23 protein-coding genes are annotated in these 16845 nt (G+C 33.0%); 10 read left to right on the forward strand and 13 right to left on the reverse strand.

Annotated features, from left to right (window positions below):
- Window positions 1-75: 75 nt before the first annotated feature.
- The 5 genes from EKM60_RS07785 to EKM60_RS07805 all read right to left on the reverse strand — a co-directional run bounded on the left by EKM60_RS07785 (window position 76) and on the right by EKM60_RS07805 (window position 2899).
- On the reverse strand, window positions 76-414 hold the full coding sequence (locus EKM60_RS07785) for a hypothetical protein (protein ID WP_125714163.1): 339 nt from the start codon (window positions 412-414) through the stop codon (window positions 76-78).
- 10 nt (window positions 415-424) lie between these two features.
- Window positions 425-1177, reverse strand: coding sequence for an RsmE family RNA methyltransferase (locus tag EKM60_RS07790; RefSeq protein WP_125714165.1), 753 nt, complete (start codon window positions 1175-1177; stop codon window positions 425-427).
- Window positions 1158-2075 carry a 50S ribosomal protein L11 methyltransferase gene (prmA, locus tag EKM60_RS07795; RefSeq protein WP_125714167.1) on the reverse strand — a complete coding sequence of 306 codons (918 nt, stop codon included), beginning with the start codon at window positions 2073-2075 and terminating at the stop codon, window positions 1158-1160. Before prmA ends, EKM60_RS07790 begins: the two co-directional genes overlap by 20 nt.
- Before the next feature lie 69 nt (window positions 2076-2144).
- Window positions 2145-2546: a hypothetical protein gene (locus EKM60_RS07800; protein WP_125714169.1), complete on the reverse strand. Its 402-nt coding sequence runs from the start codon at window positions 2544-2546 to the stop codon at window positions 2145-2147.
- A gap of 170 nt (window positions 2547-2716) precedes the next feature.
- Entirely contained in the window at window positions 2717-2899 is a 183-nt protein-coding gene (locus EKM60_RS07805; RefSeq protein WP_125714171.1) for a hypothetical protein, read from the reverse strand.
- Between the two features lie 150 nt (window positions 2900-3049).
- On the opposite strand from EKM60_RS07805, the gene EKM60_RS07810 reads away from it, so the two are divergent.
- Window positions 3050-3559: an aminoacyl-tRNA deacylase gene (locus EKM60_RS07810; protein WP_125714173.1), complete on the forward strand. Its 510-nt coding sequence runs from the start codon at window positions 3050-3052 to the stop codon at window positions 3557-3559.
- 31 nt (window positions 3560-3590) lie between these two features.
- Here the strand turns inward: EKM60_RS07810 and EKM60_RS07815 are convergent, their stop codons facing one another.
- Genes EKM60_RS07815 through EKM60_RS07825 form a run of 3 tightly spaced genes read right to left on the reverse strand, consistent with a single transcriptional unit; the run spans window position 3591 to window position 6112 of the window.
- The gene (locus EKM60_RS07815) at window positions 3591-4331 is read right to left on the reverse strand and encodes an ABC transporter ATP-binding protein (RefSeq protein ID WP_125714175.1); all 741 of its coding nucleotides are present in this window, start codon (window positions 4329-4331) and stop codon (window positions 3591-3593) included.
- On the reverse strand, window positions 4332-5336 hold the full coding sequence (locus EKM60_RS07820) for a taurine ABC transporter substrate-binding protein (protein WP_125714177.1): 1005 nt from the start codon (window positions 5334-5336) through the stop codon (window positions 4332-4334).
- A complete protein-coding gene (locus EKM60_RS07825; protein WP_125714179.1) occupies window positions 5336-6112 on the reverse strand; it encodes an ABC transporter permease in 777 nt (258 codons plus the stop codon). Before EKM60_RS07825 ends, EKM60_RS07820 begins: the two co-directional genes overlap by 1 nt.
- Before the next feature lie 566 nt (window positions 6113-6678).
- Here EKM60_RS07825 and EKM60_RS07830 point away from each other — a divergent pair.
- The 4 genes from EKM60_RS07830 to EKM60_RS07845 all read left to right on the forward strand — a co-directional run bounded on the left by EKM60_RS07830 (window position 6679) and on the right by EKM60_RS07845 (window position 9073).
- The gene (locus EKM60_RS07830) at window positions 6679-7272 is read left to right on the forward strand and encodes a hypothetical protein (protein ID WP_125714181.1); all 594 of its coding nucleotides are present in this window, start codon (window positions 6679-6681) and stop codon (window positions 7270-7272) included.
- Between the two features lie 148 nt (window positions 7273-7420).
- On the forward strand, window positions 7421-7942 hold the full coding sequence (locus EKM60_RS07835) for a hypothetical protein (RefSeq protein WP_164508362.1): 522 nt from the start codon (window positions 7421-7423) through the stop codon (window positions 7940-7942).
- Window positions 7943-7953: 11 nt separating this feature from the next.
- Window positions 7954-8589, forward strand: coding sequence for an ATP-binding cassette domain-containing protein (locus tag EKM60_RS07840; protein WP_125714185.1), 636 nt, complete (start codon window positions 7954-7956; stop codon window positions 8587-8589).
- Complete coding sequence (locus EKM60_RS07845; protein ID WP_125714187.1) at window positions 8576-9073, forward strand: hypothetical protein; 498 nt, start codon at window positions 8576-8578, stop codon at window positions 9071-9073. Before EKM60_RS07840 ends, EKM60_RS07845 begins: the two co-directional genes overlap by 14 nt.
- 62 nt (window positions 9074-9135) lie before the next feature.
- On the opposite strand, the gene EKM60_RS11295 is transcribed toward EKM60_RS07845, so the two are convergent.
- Window positions 9136-9267, reverse strand: coding sequence for a hypothetical protein (locus EKM60_RS11295; RefSeq protein WP_263852837.1), 132 nt, complete (start codon window positions 9265-9267; stop codon window positions 9136-9138).
- Between the two features lie 171 nt (window positions 9268-9438).
- Here EKM60_RS11295 and EKM60_RS07850 point away from each other — a divergent pair, with 171 nt between their 5' ends.
- On the forward strand, window positions 9439-9621 hold the full coding sequence (locus EKM60_RS07850; RefSeq protein WP_125714189.1) for a hypothetical protein: 183 nt from the start codon (window positions 9439-9441) through the stop codon (window positions 9619-9621).
- 38 nt (window positions 9622-9659) lie between these two features.
- Here the strand turns inward: EKM60_RS07850 and EKM60_RS07855 are convergent, their stop codons facing one another.
- A complete protein-coding gene (locus tag EKM60_RS07855; protein ID WP_125714191.1) occupies window positions 9660-9842 on the reverse strand; it encodes a hypothetical protein in 183 nt (60 codons plus the stop codon).
- Window positions 9843-9954: 112 nt separating this feature from the next.
- On the opposite strand from EKM60_RS07855, the gene EKM60_RS07860 reads away from it, so the two are divergent.
- The 3 genes from EKM60_RS07860 to EKM60_RS07870 all read left to right on the forward strand — a co-directional run bounded on the left by EKM60_RS07860 (window position 9955) and on the right by EKM60_RS07870 (window position 12575).
- Window positions 9955-11178, forward strand: a complete 1224-nt coding sequence (locus EKM60_RS07860) for a M20/M25/M40 family metallo-hydrolase (RefSeq protein WP_125714193.1) — start codon at window positions 9955-9957, stop codon at window positions 11176-11178.
- Window positions 11179-11294: 116 nt separating this feature from the next.
- A complete protein-coding gene (locus EKM60_RS07865) occupies window positions 11295-11504 on the forward strand; it encodes a hypothetical protein (RefSeq protein WP_125714195.1) in 210 nt (69 codons plus the stop codon).
- A gap of 75 nt (window positions 11505-11579) precedes the next feature.
- Complete coding sequence (locus EKM60_RS07870) at window positions 11580-12575, forward strand: aldo/keto reductase (RefSeq protein ID WP_125714198.1); 996 nt, start codon at window positions 11580-11582, stop codon at window positions 12573-12575.
- Window positions 12576-12703: 128 nt separating this feature from the next.
- Here EKM60_RS07870 and EKM60_RS07875 read toward each other — a convergent pair whose 3' ends face one another.
- Together EKM60_RS07875 and pgmB are read right to left on the reverse strand one after the other, a co-directional pair.
- Window positions 12704-13486: an HAD family hydrolase gene (locus tag EKM60_RS07875; RefSeq protein ID WP_125714200.1), complete on the reverse strand. Its 783-nt coding sequence runs from the start codon at window positions 13484-13486 to the stop codon at window positions 12704-12706.
- A 50-nt stretch (window positions 13487-13536) separates the two neighbouring features.
- Window positions 13537-14226, reverse strand: coding sequence for a beta-phosphoglucomutase (pgmB, locus tag EKM60_RS07880; protein ID WP_125714202.1), 690 nt, complete (start codon window positions 14224-14226; stop codon window positions 13537-13539).
- Between the two features lie 271 nt (window positions 14227-14497).
- Here pgmB and EKM60_RS07885 point away from each other — a divergent pair, with 271 nt between their 5' ends.
- A complete protein-coding gene (locus tag EKM60_RS07885; RefSeq protein ID WP_225427028.1) occupies window positions 14498-16120 on the forward strand; it encodes a cation:proton antiporter in 1623 nt (540 codons plus the stop codon).
- A 3-nt stretch (window positions 16121-16123) separates the two neighbouring features.
- On the opposite strand, the gene EKM60_RS07890 is transcribed toward EKM60_RS07885, so the two are convergent.
- A complete protein-coding gene (locus EKM60_RS07890; RefSeq protein ID WP_125714204.1) occupies window positions 16124-16768 on the reverse strand; it encodes an FMN-dependent NADH-azoreductase in 645 nt (214 codons plus the stop codon).
- Window positions 16769-16845: the final 77 nt, after the last annotated feature.

Genomic DNA, 16845 nt, shown 5'->3' on the forward strand with positions numbered 1-16845 from the left:
CCTTCTACAATAAAAAGCACTCAATGAGTGCTTTTCTTTACGTATTATTATGCTTTCTTTATTAAAAAAAAACAATCAATTTTCCTTATCAAATAAGAAATAAATTAAAATACTTAAAATTAAATAGATTCCTGCTAAAAAGTATCCATATCGTCCATATTTTATAAAAACACTGATCACAAATATTACTGGAAAAATGATCAAATTATAAAACGATAATGCATATTTGCGACAAAACCAACCGAGAAATCCTGAGAAGAAAATATTGATCACAAAAAATAACCAGATGATCCGATTAGATTTTCCTAAATGAAATAGATTAAACAGAATTGGCATGATAAATACTAGAACAATAGATATAAGTGCAATATAAGTTGTTTTTGATTCTTCAACTTTTTTCCAAAGATTTTTCAATTTTCATTCCTCATTTTGACGATAATTCATAATTATATGATAGCACTGATAGGAAGTACAATGGTGCTGTTTCGGCTCTCATTATCCTTGGGCCTAATCCAACTGACAAATAATCTTTGTCTTGTAAGAATTCAACTTCTTCAGGTGAAAAGCCACCTTCTGGTCCGAAAACACCTATCACTGATTTCGCAGATGATTTCTCTAAATTTTGCACCAAAAGACTCGATTCACCTTGCTTAGCTGATTCTTCATAGGCAACGAATTTTAATTCCGATTCATTATCAGCCAATTTTTTTAAATCATTTAAATAACTAACTTGAGGAATTATACGGCGCTTAGATTGTTGAGCAGCATTTTTAGCTATCTCTTGTAATCTCACAAGTTTCTTTTCGATTACGTTCGATTTCCAGTGCATGATCGAATATTGCGAATTAAAGAATATGATCTCAGTCGCGCCCAATTCTGTAGCCTTTTGAGTGATCCATTCAATCTTATCTTTCTTGGACAATGAACAAGCGACTGTAACTTTAACGGGCATTTCTGTCGAAGGTTTGTTACTTTTCAAAAGCTTGAATTCAATTGTTTTATTATCTTTATCAATTTTTTCAATCGTTGCTAAATAAAGATCTCTTAATTCATCAACTAAATAAATTTGGTCAGATACTTTATGTCTTAATACAGTTACGACATGCTTAAAAATTTCAGTATCTTCTATTGTAATTGTTTCGGTAGAAAATGTTTGATTAACGAAGTATTGCTCCATCTTGTAATTCAGCGTCCTTTACTCTTTTACAAATCAGTGTTGACCAGCCCTTTAAATGGAAAGCTTCTAGTACTGTAAATCCATGCTTTTTCATTTCGGCAGTGATCAAAGACTCTTTTTCATTAATTATACCTGATAAAACGACAAATCCATTAGAATTTAAATGTTCATCTATATCTGGGATGAATTGCATAATAACGTCAGCCAATATATTAGCTACAATTACATCAACTCTGCCAGTCACACCGTCTAATAACGAATTTTCATATACTTCAATATCCTGACATCCCTCATTCAACTGTAAGTTTAATTTAGCGGCTTCAACAGCCTCTGGATCGAGATCAAAAGCCTTGATTTTTGAAACACCCAGTTGTCTTGCTTGAATCGAAAGAATTCCTGAACCAGTTCCAACATCATATAATGAATCTGCATCGCCTAGGATCATTTCCAGTGCCTGCATACAGGAATATGTTGTAGGATGCGTACCTGTACCAAATGATTTGCCAGGATCCATAACAATCAAATGTTCATCCGAAAATTTAGGCTGGTAGTCAACCCAGTTAGGAACAACCGTCAGATAACGACTAATGTGTACCGGATGATAATATTGTTTCCATTCATTGACCCAAGTATTGTCATCAACATCACTTTCAGAAACAGTTATATTTGAAACATCAAAACCAAAGTCTGATAATCTTGAAATTTCACTTATTAAATCATTCTTTAACTCAGGTTTATAACTATCTTCATCAAAATATGAATTTATCTTAGTGCAAACGGACTGGTCATCGTCATCAACCAATTCTGTTCCATTAGCACCTATTTTCATAAATACATCAGAAATAATCTCCTGATCAAAGTTGTTAGGAATTGAAACACTTATTTTTTTCCAAATCATAAAAATTCCTCCATAATTACTATTAAGGTTACTAAATATTGAGCATAAAAAAAAGACGTTTCTGACGTCTTAGTTAATATATTTTCCAATAGTTTCCATAAAGTTTAGTTCACAGTTCTTAATTTTCTGCTGTGCTTTAGTGGAAAGATCTCTATTTAGAATATTTTGTTTTTCATCCATACACTCTAATCCACTGATCAGCTCGATGAAGTAACTATTTAATGTCTTATCGATTTTTGAGTCTTCTAATTTATACTTTGTGATATATGAATTACAAAGCAGACTGAATCGTTTTACATTGGTCACGTAATTGTGTGTCAAACGAGAATAGTTTTCATGTGTCAAAGCTTCACCTCGTTCAATTAAACTCATAGTTTTGAAATATTCCACGAAAACCTCGCGATAAGTCAAAAATCTTTCTACAAATACATTAGTTTCCAATAGTTGATTCTTTGCCATTGCTTTTCCCATTTAAAACACCTCTTATCTTTGTTTTTTATAATATATCATAGATTTTTACTTATGCATACCATAAGTTATAAATATTACAAAAATATTTGTATTTTTTTGTTTTCCTACATATTACTTACGTTAAAAAAAATAATCAGACTATTTTCATAATCGAATCACTCTTGATGAATCTAATCTAAACTTTTTTCATTAAGCTTTTCTTTAGCAGCGACTTTTCTTAAAGATTCATTATCCTTAAATAACTTCTGTGCTTCTGATAACTTTTCTGGGCTTTTATTGATTTCTTGAGATATCTTACTGAAATCATTTTGGATAGGATCATTATCCTTCTTATTGTGTCTAAAAAAACTCATTCTTTTCGCTCCTCCAACTATTAAACGTTGTTATTATATAACAAATTATTAAAGAATTACTTATTATTTTAATTAAAGACTTAAAAACTTTCAAAAGCTTTGTTGTTTGTTATGATTATTAAAGAAGTAATTTATAGTCTGGTGGGGAAAATGAGTAAGAAGAATAAAAAGATTTCAAAAACATTAGTTGAAAAAATTCTTGATAAAGAAAAGGTTGAGTACAAAGCTATGACTTTCCCAACTAAAGCCGAAGGCGATACTCAAGAATTAGTTCATGATGGAAGTATGCAAGATGGTTACAAAATCTATAAAACATTAGTCTTAACTGGGAACAAAACCGGTCCACTTGTGGGAATGATCCCTTTGGATAAGCATCTTAGCTATAAAAAATTAGCAAAAATTTCTGGAAATAAGAAAGTCGGGATGGTGCCACTAAAGGATCTGATCAAAACTAGTGGCTTTGAACATGGAGCAAATAGTCCCGTTGGAATACATTCGTTGCATAATTATCCGATCTATTTTGATAATGAAGCTGAACGTTCCGAGAAGATCATTGTGTCTGCAGGAAAACTTGGACAATCATTACTGATCGAACCACATGATTTAGCCAAAGTTGTTGATGCAGAATTTGGTGATTTTGCTGTCGATGAACCAGAATAGAAAAACTCTGCCAATTGTGGCAGAGTTTTTTTTATACTATTTGCGTTAAAATATCATTTTTAAATTTCATATAATCTGAATCGATATCTTTAGAATCTATATTGAAATACGGATTCTGAACAATTTTCAATTGAGAATTTTTATCAGGTGTCATGATAACGATTCGATTACCCAGTTTAATTGCCTCATCAATATCATGTGTAATGATAAAAAAGGTTAAATGTAGCGACTTCCACAAGTCTAAGATAACATCATGAATATCATTTCTAGTAAATTCATCCAGAGCTCCAAACGACTCGTCAAACATAACCAATTGTGGCTGATTTGCCAAAGCTCTTGCTATTGCCACTCTTTGACGCATTCCACCAGATAGAGAAAAAACATAATCTTTCTTTTTGTCTGTCAATTGAACTTGATCCAATAGAGTATTAACTCGTTCATCAATTTTTTCTTTATCAAAATGTCTCATCTTGAGACCAAATCCGATATTGTCGGCCACATTTAGCCATGGATATAGTGCATTATTTTGAAATACCACTCCTAATTTCCAATTAGGACCAGTGACAGGTTCTCCGTTTAATAGAACTTTCCCAGATGTTGGTTCCAAATAACCTGCAATAGTATTCAATAAGGTACTCTTACCGCAGCCCGATTTACCAATTACGGTAATTATCTCGCCACGATTTATATCAAGATTCAAGGAATTCAAAGTGGGCTTATCATCATTTTCGTATGTAAGTGTTAAATCCTTAACTTCAATAATTTTTTCCATCTAATCATCCCCCAGCTCACTTACGTATTTATCCGCAATAAATTTGTTAATCTCTTTTTTACTTGGTGCGTGATCGATCGTCTGTTGTTGTGACATGAATTTTCCAGTTATATAAAGTTGTTCAGGAAAGGTTTTACTAAGAAATCTCTGATTTACCATTTGCTTAGCTGTCAACCATTTAGATGTACCAATTTGTGATTTAGCCTCAGAATATCCAAGGTCCATCTGCTTTGATGCTGCTTTTATGGTTACCTCTGGCTCACTTTGCATTTCTGCGTGAGTCTTATTTAATTGTTTCAATAAACCTGCAACCAATTTGGGATGACTTCTTTCAAAACCTCCGCGTACTAAAGTAACATTCGCCGTAATTCTATTTTGATCACGCAGGTCCTCACTGGTGATCAAGAAATGTCCATTCTTCAACATTGGTGTTAACGTGGGTTGCCAAGTGTACGCAGCCGAGATATCTCCCCGATTCCAAGCAGCAACAATGTCCTGTGTATCCATATCTAACAATGAAACTTTATTCAATAAGTGATGTTTTTTTAGAGTCATCATTAAACTGTAATGAGATGTCGATGCAAATGGTGTCGCAATTTTTTGACCAGCCAAATCGTCAAAATTTTTAATTCCACTACCGTTCCTAACGACCAGACCTTCGTTATTCCCCAAAACATCATTTACCCAGACCAATTTTGCATCTATCTTAGAAGTCAATGCTACAACAGCATTGGTATCTCCCATTGTTGCAAAATCAATGTCACCAGAAATCAAAGCTTTATTAGCATCAACTCCAGAATCAAAGATTATATATTTCACTTTAATATTTTCTTTATCAAAATAACTACTAATGTATTTCAATTGTCTTGCCGCAGCAACATCATTGGGGACTTGTAAAATACCGATTCTAACTTCTGAAGCCTTTTTTGTATCCGTATTGTTAGAACATCCAGTTAAAAGAAAAATCATAAATAGAGCAATTAGAAATTTTACAATTTTTTTCATTATTGACCACTCCAAAAAACTACTTTTCTTTCAATAAACTTCAAAATTTGATCTAAGACAACCCCAGTTATGCCTAAGATAATAATACCGACAAACATTACATCACTCTTAAGATATTTTGAAGCATTGATGATCATCCACCCAATTCCGTATGTGGCAGCAACCATTTCCGCGGCAACAACGGTTGTATAAGCCATACCGACAGCAGTCCTAATACCCGTAAATATATCAGGTAAAGCAGATGGAAAAATAACATGAAAGAATACTTGCTTAGAACTTGCACCCAATGATTCAGCACTCTTGATATAATCATCTTTAACTCGGTTTACACCTGAAATACATGCCAAATAGATTGGAGCAAAGGCAGCTAAATAAAGTAGTACTACCTTAGATGTCTCGCCAATACCTACCCAAAGTATCAAAATTGTATAATAAGCCAAAGGTGGAATTGGTCTGATAAATTGAATAATAGAATCAAAAATCGAGTAAATGACTTTGATCCTACCACTGATCAACCCAAGCGGAATTGCTGTTACAATTGCTAGAACAACCGCACTCAATAACCTTGCCATGGTTATTAAGAAGTGTTGCCAAAGAGGTATACCATTATATCCATATTCACTCAACTTAACGAACGTTGAGACAACCTTTTCAGGACTAGGTAACAAAATCTCTGGAACCATTTTAAATGAAGTGGCAAGTTGCCAAGCTACAAATAAAATTAGCCACGTGGCTACGGTTATCAACCAATAATTCTTTTTCCCTTTCGAATTCATTCTTCCCTCCATAGACCAAAAAAATATAGTTATTCCAACTGGGATAACTATTTTTTTCATATTATGAATCAAATTTGTAGCCCTAAATAATTATTTAAAGCTCACCAATTAAGTGTACACCATTAAAATTGAGGTTTGAACCGCGATAATACAGTTTTGGTAATTATTTAAAGCTCTTTCATTATTAAAAATCGAAAGTTATACGAACAATGAACATATGTGATTATATAGTTTTACTATCTGATCTTATTATCATTTAAATTATGAATTGAATCTTTCCTATGATACATTTTGTTAAAGATAACTTGCATTTGAATTTAAAATTAAATCCTAAAATTATGGAGCTAAATTACCAAATAACAAACTACCTCAAACATAGAATTATTAAAAGGTCAGTTCTTATTTCACTAATAATCGGTGCAATATTATCCGGACTACAAATCATTCAAGGACTTATACCAATTGTCAAATACGGAAATATATTTCTCGAATCTCCATATACGAGATGGCTTTCAATTGACCCATTCACTTTCGGGCCAATAATGTTTTTCATTCTATTACCATTAATGGCAAGCATACCTGCTGCGACCATCTTGAAAGAAGATCTTACTTCTGGTCTGCTTCTACAAATAAAAACACGAATCGGACTAAATAGATTGTTATTGGGCTATGGACTTGCCGCACTTATTGGAGGTTTTCTTGTAGTTGCAATACCATTATTAACAAATTTTTTGACATATTTCTTATTTTTACCAAATATCAGACCCGATTTTTTGATCAACGAAAACTTGATGATCATCCATGAAAATACAATGTTCGTTGATCTATTTTACAGTCATCCCCTAATACATGGTCTCTTGTCCATATTATTCACTTCACTTTGGGGTGGTTTGTTTTCCGTTTTAACAACTTCAATATCACTCTGGATCAAAAGTAAATTTTTAATGCTCTTTTCAAGTATGATTTTTCAAACCTTTCTATTGATTGGAAATCTATTCATTAAGCTGCCTCACCAAATAAGTTATGTTCCATTTGACTTTCTAAAAGAGACAGCTTCAAGTCCGATTGATATTCGAATAGTAATTTTGACAACTGTAATCGTTTCATTTACGACTTTCTTACTACTAATAATAGGAAGGAATAAAAAAATTGTCTGGTAAATTGTTCAAACAGCAACTGATCCTTATTACTCATAACCGCTCAATAATAATTTTATCTTTCTTGTCCATTATCATTGGTATAGCGCCGATACAGGAATTTCTTACTTTAAATCCACAGGAAAATCCGTCCACGATACTAACTAAGATTTTGAACCCTTTTATAATCTGCTTTGGCTTGATTTTTGTTGCACTAGTTTCAAATTTATCTGGTGAAAAATTCAGAATAAACGATTTATTGATAACTCAAAGTAGAAAATTTATCACTATTGCCATGATCATCAGAGTAATTTCCAGTCAATTCATTATTTGGTTGCTTTGGACAATACCGTCATTAGCGACGGTCTGGATTTCAGGACTCAGTTACTTTGTCATTGGAACACATTTTCAGATATTACTACTATACGTTTATATTTATTTAGCGATGCTGACATTATCATTGTTAGAGCTGAATTTGCTTATGATAACTAATAATACTATTGCTTTCTTACTTGCTTTCGGAATGAATTGTCTAGACTACTATTTGGCAAAGACGACAGATGATTCTTTATTCTATTATTTTACGAATTTAAAGAGTCAGATTGATCTAGCTACAAAATTTATCATTATGTTATTTTTGATTGGTTTACTTACTTTTACTCTAAATAAAATAATCTCAAAAAAGGATTTTTAAAGGAGTTCAACATGATTCTTATCTCATTACAATCTGTCAGCAAAAAAGTTAAAAATAGAATTCTGATCGACAATGCCACACTTTCCATCAATCAAGGAGACATAGCTACTTTTGAAGGCATCAATGGATCTGGTAAGACGATTCTCTTAAAAGCCATTTTGGGTCTAATTAAAACTACTGGAACTATCAAAGTTAATGACAATCTGATTTTAACTAAAGATAAGTACCCTATAAAGGCTGGAATATTGATTGAAAATCCTAGTCTGATTGATAACATGACAGCATTTCAAAATTTGAATCTCTTAGCGCAGTTACAAGAGAACATCTCAAATAACGATATTATCGAATTACTAGAATCATTAGGCTTATCAAATAACGTACATCAAATGGTTAAGAAATTTTCTTTAGGAATGAAACAAAAAGTCGGTATTGCCCAGGCACTGTTGGGTGAAAATCCTTTAATTATTTTGGACGAACCTACTAATGCACTTGATGAAACAAGCATTGATAACCTCATAAAGAAAATAAAAGAGCTTAAAAATAAAAATATTACTTTCCTAGTAACTTCACATGACAAAGAGCTCATCAGAAAAATTTCCACTCGTAGATTCGTTGTCAGAAATGGAGCCGTCAATGAGACAATATAATAAGGCATTCAAATTCACTCTACTATCCACTTTTTCAGTCATTGCATTTGTTTTTTTGACCTTACAATATCAAAAAGTAAACGCTGATTACGATAATCCTCAAGAAGTAACAATTTCAAAAAATCAATTGATAAAAGCTAAGAACGTTGAATTCAAAGTTTTGAATACATCAATAAGAGAAAAGAACATTGATGTTACCTTATGGATAAAACAGACCGGACCCGGATATTACGGTATGCACAAGAGTTACTTCTTTATTGAAAATATGTGGATAGCAGATCAACATCATACTTACAGCAATCATTCTAATATGGTCGTAAAGGATCAGAACGATCAGGCACTAAATATGAACAAATTTAAGATGGGACAAAGTACTATTGCAAATGTCCATTTTGACAAGCCCAAAGAAAACGGAAATGACAAATTCTACTTTCTAGTACCAAATAAAAAACATATGACCAAGTACAATCTATCTGTAAACTAAAAAAGGCTACCGACAAGTTTTTTTCTTGTCAGTAGCCTTTTGGACTCTCTTAATGTCCTTGGTTAAGCAACTTTAGTTTTTAAATCAGTAATAGCTTTTTCAATGGTTGTACCGTTGCCAAAGTGATTGCTATTTTTAACATCAATTGCTGTGAATAATTGATCATTAGTATTTAATAGAATTCTATACTTCATATTATTCACACCTCCTTCTTACAAAGTTATATCTCTAAGAGGTAGCGATAGTGGTTACTATACTAGGGTCAAACATAATAGTCAATCATTTTGTTTCTTAATTCGTTTTACTTGACTTAATTAAGAATATAAATGATTATATATCTGTAAACTTATAAAAAGGAGAACTAAATGTTCGATTTATTCTTAAGATTCTTTAAATGGTTCCTAATAGTTGCTGTTGCAGTAGCAATATTCTTCTATATCGGTATTCCGCTATTGATCGTGGCTGCCGTAGTTTTTGGAATTTACTATCTATACAGACGATACAAATCTAGCCGTTATACTCCTGAAGGACGTAAAAAGGTTAATTAATCTTGAAACTAAAAACTAGAAATCCTTCTTGAGGACTTCTAGTCTTTTTTATTTCCACCATTTTTAGAGGCACGTCCCCTATCTGATGTAAAGGAAATTATTACTAATAATGCTCCGGCGGCTAATGCACTCAATAGTAATTGGTCTGTGAACCAATGGAAGATATATCCCAATACGGCAACAATTACTAAAATTGCTCCCAACCAGCGATCAATTTTCATCAATAAATTCAATTTTTATTCACCTTTTATTACTTTTTTATTTGATTAATACTAAAATATAGATGTTCGATACTTACTATTATACATTAAACTTGAATTTGGAGGAGCCATAATGGAGAAATCAGAGAAACTATCCATTTTAGATGACCTAATAAAATTAAAAACAGTTAACGGCAATGAGGAAATAGTTGCTAACTACTTGAAGGAATTATTTGATAAACACGACATTAAAACAGAACTTGTTAAAAATTCTGAAAATCGTATGAATCTGATTGCTTCTATTAACAATGGTGCAGATAAGGTTTTAGGATTTACTGGACATGAAGATGTAGTTGCACCCGTCAACGAAGACGAATGGAACTACGGTCCTTTTAATCCTAAGCATATTGACGGTAAAATCTTTGGTCGAGGTACTTCAGACATGAAGTCTGGATTGGCTGGATTAGCCATTACTTTGATAGAGTTAAATGAGGATAAAGATTTTAAAGGAAATATCCAATTCATCGCTACTGTTGGTGAAGAAATTGGTGAAATTGGTGCTAAACAACTATCAGCTGCTGGTTATGCAGATCACTTAAATGCTTTGATCGTTGGTGAACCAAGTAATACTTCATCAAAACCCGTTATGGATAAGTTGACTCATAGCGGATTAATCCAGATACCTAGTCCTAACCCAACGGAATACGGACGCCACGCATTTTTCTGTGCTCATAAAGGATCAATTGACTACAAGATCAAATCTCGTGGTAAAGCTGCGCACAGTTCAATGCCAGAAGCTGGTATCAATGCTTTGGACAACCTTATAACCTTCTACAATAAGCAAAAGGAATATTTTGCAACTTTGACTGCATATAGTGATGATGTTCTTGGCAAAACTAGTCCATCTGTAACAATTATGAATTCTGGTGATCAAGAAAATACTATTCCTGATTTTGCTGAAATGAACGTTAAAATCAGAACTATTCCTGAATATAACAATGATAAATTGATCGATGATTTAAAGGAAATTATTGCCAAGCTAAACGAATCACCTAGAATGTCTTTAGAATTTGAAGAAAAGAGCAGTAACTGGCCTGTAAAAACAGACATGACTTCTGATTTCTTAAAGATAGCTCATCAAAGTTATGAAGAAACATTTGAGCAAGGTGCACTATCAGTTGGTGCCCCCGGTGGTACTGATGCTTCACAATTTATCAAAGCAAATCCTGATATAGACGTTATTGTAGCTGGGCCCGGAAATGAAAGTGCTCACCAAGTTAATGAGTTCGTCTTTGAGGATGATTATCTACAATACATTGAAATTTACAAAAAGATTGCTAATAAATATTTTGAATAATAAAAAAAGTCGACTTAATGGCCGACTTTTTTTATACAGTTCTTCATTGTATTATGCACTTTTTAGAGATAATCTTTTAAACATAAATATATTTTATATAAGGAAATACAATACGAATGCGAAAAATATTAAGATTGTTGTTAATACTACTATGGATTTTATGGATCGGTTCATTTGTAGTAGTAGGCACAAAATATGGCTGGGCTACAATTAGTCCAGTTATAGTTTATAATCGCCCACATGGCATATTTGGATGGTCATTTACGATCATTTTTTGGCTATCAGCTGCACATTTTACTTACTTTCATCTAGTCGATTCTAAATAGTCACTGGCTTCATTCTTGCGTAACCGTTTGCAGTGTCCTAATATTAATAGTATATATAATTTGGGGGTCGATAAAATGTATTCAGCATCAGAAAATCGTTATGAAAATAATTCCGTTCGTCACGCCGGTAAAACTGGTTTGATGTTACCACCAATATCACTAGGACTCTGGCGTAACTTTGGTAGCGCCGACCCATTAAGCAAACGTCGTGATCTTATCTTGCACGCTTTTGACAAGGGTGTCTTTCACTTTGATAATGCTAATCACTATGGTGATGGTAAAACTGGTTTTGGTACTTCTGAGGAACTCTTTGGTCAAATTATGAAAAATGATTTACAACCATATCGTGACGAACTAGTTATTTCCACTAAGGTTGGATATGAGATTCATGATGGTCCTTACGGTATCGGTACTTCAAGAAAATCATTGATCCAAGGCATAAACGATTCACTTCAAAGAATGAATTTGGACTATGTAGATATTTATTATGCACATCGTTATGATGATAAAACGCCTATTGAAGAAACTGTTCATGCCTTAGATGACATTGTTCGTTCTGGTAAAGCACTCTATGTTGGTGTTTCTAACTACGAGGTTCCTGAAATGAAACAAGCCATCGCTATGTTCAAGAAATTGGGTACACCATTTGTATTAGACCAAATGAGCATGAACTTATTAAATAATCATGTTGAAAAGAGCGGCCTTGCCAAAGTTCTCAAAGACAACGGTGCCGGAGTAATTGCTTATGGACCACTCTGCGAAGGATTATTATCAGATCGTTATCTTGACGGTATTACAGATGAATTTAATATTCATCACACCAACTCTGAATTGCTAGATGACGGTCCAGATGCTTTAGTTGCTAAATTGAATAAACTAAACGATGTTGCTAAGAACCGCGACCAAACACTAAGTCAAATGTCACTTGCTTGGTTATTACGCGATCCAGTGGTTGCCAGTGTTATTATTGGTACTACTAACAATGATCATCTAGACGAAAATCTAAAAGCATTAGATAACCTTGAATTTTCAACTGATGAAATTGATCGAATCAATGAATTAATTAAATAGAAAATAAAAATGGAACTCAATTGAGTTCCATTTTTTATTTCTCTATTATCATCAAATATTTTATCTGGGAAAACTATTTTTTTAAACTTTGCATCACCGTCTATATTTAAAAAATTTGCGGTCGTTTTTTAAATCAACAGCAATTTGTCAAGGGCGCGCAAAACACCATCTTGATTATTAGTCTTAATAACGAAGTCAGCTTTATCCTTCACATCATCAAAGGCATTACCCATAGCAAATTTAACACCCGATTGATTGAACATTTCTAAATCATTATATCCATCACCAAAACAAATCGTTTCATCTTTAGTACAACCAAGAATTTCCTGAAGTTTCTCGATCCCGCTTCCTTTATGTGCACCTAAATTTGAAATATCGATCCATGTGGGTTCTGGAGCAACGATAAACAATCTATCTTTGAATGAATCCAGCTTTTTATAATAGTCAAAAGTATGGCCCTCGGCATCATAAACAGATATCTTAGTAAAATCCTGCGTGATCTGTTTAAAATCTGAAATCTCAGTAACTAAATGATAGCTCTTCTTAATTCGATCAATCTCAGGTTTAGTACGATTATTGGCAATATAACTACGTTCTTCAGTAGAAGCAACAATATTGAAATCAATGTTTAAATTTTTTAAAGCGACAATAAATTCCTGACCCAACTTATTTGGGATCAAGTTCTTATAATAGAATTTTCCATTATGTTTGATCCTAGCACCGCCATCGCCGACGATCCAAAGATCCGTTCCCATGATTTCTTCGACCTTTTCAGCTTGTTTACCCGTACAAGCCGCAAATTCGATTCCACGTTTTTTTAACTCATATTTTATCCTATTAAAGTGGTCCACGTCATAATGTTTATCTTTATCCAAAAATGTGCTATCTAAATCCGTTATTACTAGTTTCATCAAATTTATCCCCTAGTCAAAATGTATCGTTCGAATTTAGTTTACCATTTTCAATCGACGTTAATCTGACTATTAAGAGCCTTTTTAATATTTTCCAAAGTTAATTCACCAGTACTGGCAAAATTTATATCTGCTTCACTAAGAATTTCAGCGTTACCGATCCCAATAGATAACTCACCAGCACTATTAATTGATTGAACTCCTGCTTTGGCATCTTCAATTCCGATGCATTCACTTGGTTTCAAATTTAATACTTCGGCACCACGAGCAAAAATCTCAGGATCTGGTTTACCGTGTTTTAAAGTTGTCGGATCGACCTTATTCTTAAAGTACATATCTAGTCCCAATCGTTTCAGGACAAAGGGTGAATTTTTGGAAGCTGATGCCAATGATAATTTATAATTGTGCTCTTCTAGATCTCTTATAAAATCAACAATTCCAGGAAGAATTTCAGTTGAATCCATATTTTTTAGAAGTTTTAAATAATTGGCATTCTTCTCCGTCGCAAACAACTCCTTTTCAGTCTCGGTGTAATTGGATTCAATTCCACCGGCATTTAAAATCATATTAAGTGAATCCATCCGACTAATTCCCTTCAAACGATCAGCCAAATCATCGGTCCAAGTAACGCCTAACTTTTCAGCCAACTGACGCCATGCTTTAGCATGATAGACTGAAGTATCAGCAATAACTCCATCTAAGTCAAATACGAATCCTTTAATTTGTTCAAACTTTACCATTTGAAACACTCCTTCATAAAAAAAATCGCGAAGAAATATTTTTTGCATTTAAGCAAAAATACTCCCTCACGATTTTCTAATTTATTTAAATGTCCTCAGTTTAAACGAATAACTATCCCAAATTTTAGTTATCTGACTTTAGTTTAACGATTCTTTTATGTAATGCAACCGTTTTATCAAAATAAGTTTAAACAAATATTGATTAATTATTTCTATAAGCTAAACAGCACTGAATATTATAATTCAGTGCTGTTTTTATCATATAATATAAATGTCAAATAACATTTGGGGTGTATTAATTATGGGATTTATTCAATCTTCGATTATTTTATTATTAGCAGTTGCTCTCAGCATCATACTATCGAAAATTATCAAAAAAATATCTAATACATATATCAGTTTGATCATTGGGGCAATTTTGGGTTTAATCCCTATTACCAACGGTCTTATTTTGGAATTCAATGACGAAATATTTATGCTGCTGATTATAGCACCACTACTATTTTTCGAAGGTCAAGAAACCAAAACATACCTTGTCCGAAAAAAATTTAAAAACATCCTCAGTACGGCTATTGTTTTAGCGATCCTTTCAGCTGTCATAGGAACGGCCATTCTACATTCACTCACTGGCATCACATTATCAATGGCTCTAATAATAATCGCAATAAGTACACCTACTGATGCGACGGCAATGGGATCAGTCAGTGATGGGTTAACAATGCCACCGCACGTTGATGTGGTACTAAAAATGGAATCACTATTCAACGACGCAACAGGGATCGTACTTTTACAAGCGGCTTTGATCTGGTTTAATACTGGTCACTTGTCACTAGGCCAAAACATCTCTGCATTCTTGATCTCAGCAATCGGTGGAACTATTCTGGGATTAATTATGTCGTTAATATTCATGTTCATCAGACAATTTCTAATTAGAACTAATTTTAATTCTGTAACCGCACAAAACTTAATATACCTAATGACGCCTTTCATTATTTATTTGATTGCTGAAAAAATTGAAGTTTCAGGTATCATTGCGGTGGTCAGTGCTGGATTGATTTTTAATAATGAAGCCAGCCGAAGCAGATTTTCTGAGCCTCGACAATTTCATGCCGGGATTCAAATGTCACAATTTTTAACAGAAATTCTTAATAACTTTGTATTTATTTCACTGGGTACAACGTTGATTCGAATAATTAAACAACAATACCAAAGTGCCAACAGTTCGCTAAATTGGCTCTTAACTGCTTTGCTGGTCTACATTACTTCGCTAATAATTAGATTCTTATATAGTTTGATCGTCAGTAAATTTTCAGCTAAAGAAGCCGTTGTTTTCTCATTTGGCGGTATTCACGGTTCAGTAACTCTGGCAATGGCTTTTTCAGTCATCGGAGCAAGTATCAGTACTGGTTCTAAAATATTCAGCTTTATAATTTTAGTAGAATCAACCGTCATCCTTATCAGTATGATAGTTCCTACTATTCTATTTAAATTTATATTACCAGCTGACGCGTTCGATTTAGAATCCAAAACTAAGATCAACAGAATTAGAAACCAGATGGTTCAATTAGGAATCGATCATGTTCAGAAAATGGATATTGATAATATCGTTAAACAAAGCGTGATCTACGATCTTAGAGATCAAATTAAAGATAACGGTCTTAAATCATTTGTTCATCAGTGGAGATTTGCCGGATCAAAAGCAGCCATTTTTACAGATGAACAATCATTACAGGAACGACGAGCCTTAATGGGAGCATTCAATACAGAAATTGAATACTTATACGAAACCGCTTTGAAGCACGTTATTGAATCTAAATACATTTATGATTTATATAGTGAAATACTACTATCCGAATCACTGGTATTGGACCCCGAAAATAGTTTTGGGCGATAAGGATTACTCATAAAATTTTTGGAATTCATCTTTTAAATCATCCATCCCCTGCTGTACCGCTTGATCTATATCGACGCCATTAGTTTGTAATCCTTGAATCCGTACAATCGAAAATTGATCGAATCCCATTAAATCTTCAAACATACGTTGTAGATACATTCTCGAAAACTCTAGTGGCGTATATCGATCGTTATTTGTATAAATCGAACCACTAGCTTGTAATAACATTGCCTTATAATTATCAGTCATTAAACCAACTGATCCATTCGCTGTATATTTAAATGTTTCGTGGGCAACTAAAATATTATCAATGTAATCCTTCATCTTTGAAGTTACATTAAAGTTATGCAGTGGTGATACGACAACAATACGATGATGTTCTTTGAACTGATGAATCAATTTCTGATTAATTTTGAAAATTCGATTTTCCTCTTCACTTAAAGAAATATGAGAAGACTGCTTTTCCCAAATACCCAAAAGTTGATCTATAGTCAATTGAGGTATTTCCATATCATATAAATTAATCAAATCAACTTTTTGGTCTGGAAATTTATTCTTAAATTCCTGTAGGAATTGTTTTTGAAGTTTCATCGAATAATGATTACCATCTTTAAAATTTGGCTGAGCGTTTATAAGTAAAGTTTTCATAGTTAAGGTCCTCTTTCCTAATCAATAAATCTATTTTACAATTTAATGGTGACAACTTATGGCACCATTTAGAAATT

The sequence above is a fragment of the Companilactobacillus kedongensis genome (genome assembly GCF_003946625.1).
Lineage (GTDB): Bacteria > Bacillota > Bacilli > Lactobacillales > Lactobacillaceae > Companilactobacillus > Companilactobacillus kedongensis.

Bases quoted from the DNA above. Each gene is read 5' to 3' on its own strand.
- EKM60_RS07790 (WP_125714165.1), bottom strand. From the start codon at position 1,177: ATGGAGCAATACTTCGTTAATCAAACATTTTCTACCGAAACAATTACA.
- prmA (WP_125714167.1), bottom strand. From the start codon at position 2,075: ATGATTTGGAAAAAAATAAGTGTTTCAATTCCTAACAACTTTGATCAG.
- EKM60_RS07800 (WP_125714169.1), bottom strand. From the start codon at position 2,546: ATGGGAAAAGCAATGGCAAAGAATCAACTATTGGAAACTAATGTATTT.
- EKM60_RS07805 (WP_125714171.1), bottom strand. From the start codon at position 2,899: ATGAGTTTTTTTAGACACAATAAGAAGGATAATGATCCTATCCAAAAT.
- EKM60_RS07810 (WP_125714173.1), top strand. From the start codon at position 3,050: ATGAGTAAGAAGAATAAAAAGATTTCAAAAACATTAGTTGAAAAAATT.
- EKM60_RS07815 (WP_125714175.1), bottom strand. From the start codon at position 4,331: ATGGAAAAAATTATTGAAGTTAAGGATTTAACACTTACATACGAAAAT.
- EKM60_RS07820 (WP_125714177.1), bottom strand. From the start codon at position 5,336: ATGAAAAAAATTGTAAAATTTCTAATTGCTCTATTTATGATTTTTCTT.
- EKM60_RS07825 (WP_125714179.1), bottom strand. From the start codon at position 6,112: ATGAATTCGAAAGGGAAAAAGAATTATTGGTTGATAACCGTAGCCACG.
- EKM60_RS07830 (WP_125714181.1), top strand. From the start codon at position 6,679: ATGGCAAGCATACCTGCTGCGACCATCTTGAAAGAAGATCTTACTTCT.
- EKM60_RS07840 (WP_125714185.1), top strand. From the start codon at position 7,954: ATGATTCTTATCTCATTACAATCTGTCAGCAAAAAAGTTAAAAATAGA.
- EKM60_RS07845 (WP_125714187.1), top strand. From the start codon at position 8,576: ATGAGACAATATAATAAGGCATTCAAATTCACTCTACTATCCACTTTT.
- EKM60_RS11295 (WP_263852837.1), bottom strand. From the start codon at position 9,267: ATGAAGTATAGAATTCTATTAAATACTAATGATCAATTATTCACAGCA.
- EKM60_RS07850 (WP_125714189.1), top strand. From the start codon at position 9,439: ATGTTCGATTTATTCTTAAGATTCTTTAAATGGTTCCTAATAGTTGCT.
- EKM60_RS07855 (WP_125714191.1), bottom strand. From the start codon at position 9,842: ATGAAAATTGATCGCTGGTTGGGAGCAATTTTAGTAATTGTTGCCGTA.
- EKM60_RS07860 (WP_125714193.1), top strand. From the start codon at position 9,955: ATGGAGAAATCAGAGAAACTATCCATTTTAGATGACCTAATAAAATTA.
- EKM60_RS07865 (WP_125714195.1), top strand. From the start codon at position 11,295: ATGCGAAAAATATTAAGATTGTTGTTAATACTACTATGGATTTTATGG.
- EKM60_RS07870 (WP_125714198.1), top strand. From the start codon at position 11,580: ATGTATTCAGCATCAGAAAATCGTTATGAAAATAATTCCGTTCGTCAC.
- EKM60_RS07875 (WP_125714200.1), bottom strand. From the start codon at position 13,486: ATGAAACTAGTAATAACGGATTTAGATAGCACATTTTTGGATAAAGAT.
- pgmB (WP_125714202.1), bottom strand. From the start codon at position 14,226: ATGGTAAAGTTTGAACAAATTAAAGGATTCGTATTTGACTTAGATGGA.
- EKM60_RS07885 (WP_225427028.1), top strand. From the start codon at position 14,498: ATGTCAAATAACATTTGGGGTGTATTAATTATGGGATTTATTCAATCT.
- EKM60_RS07890 (WP_125714204.1), bottom strand. From the start codon at position 16,768: ATGAAAACTTTACTTATAAACGCTCAGCCAAATTTTAAAGATGGTAAT.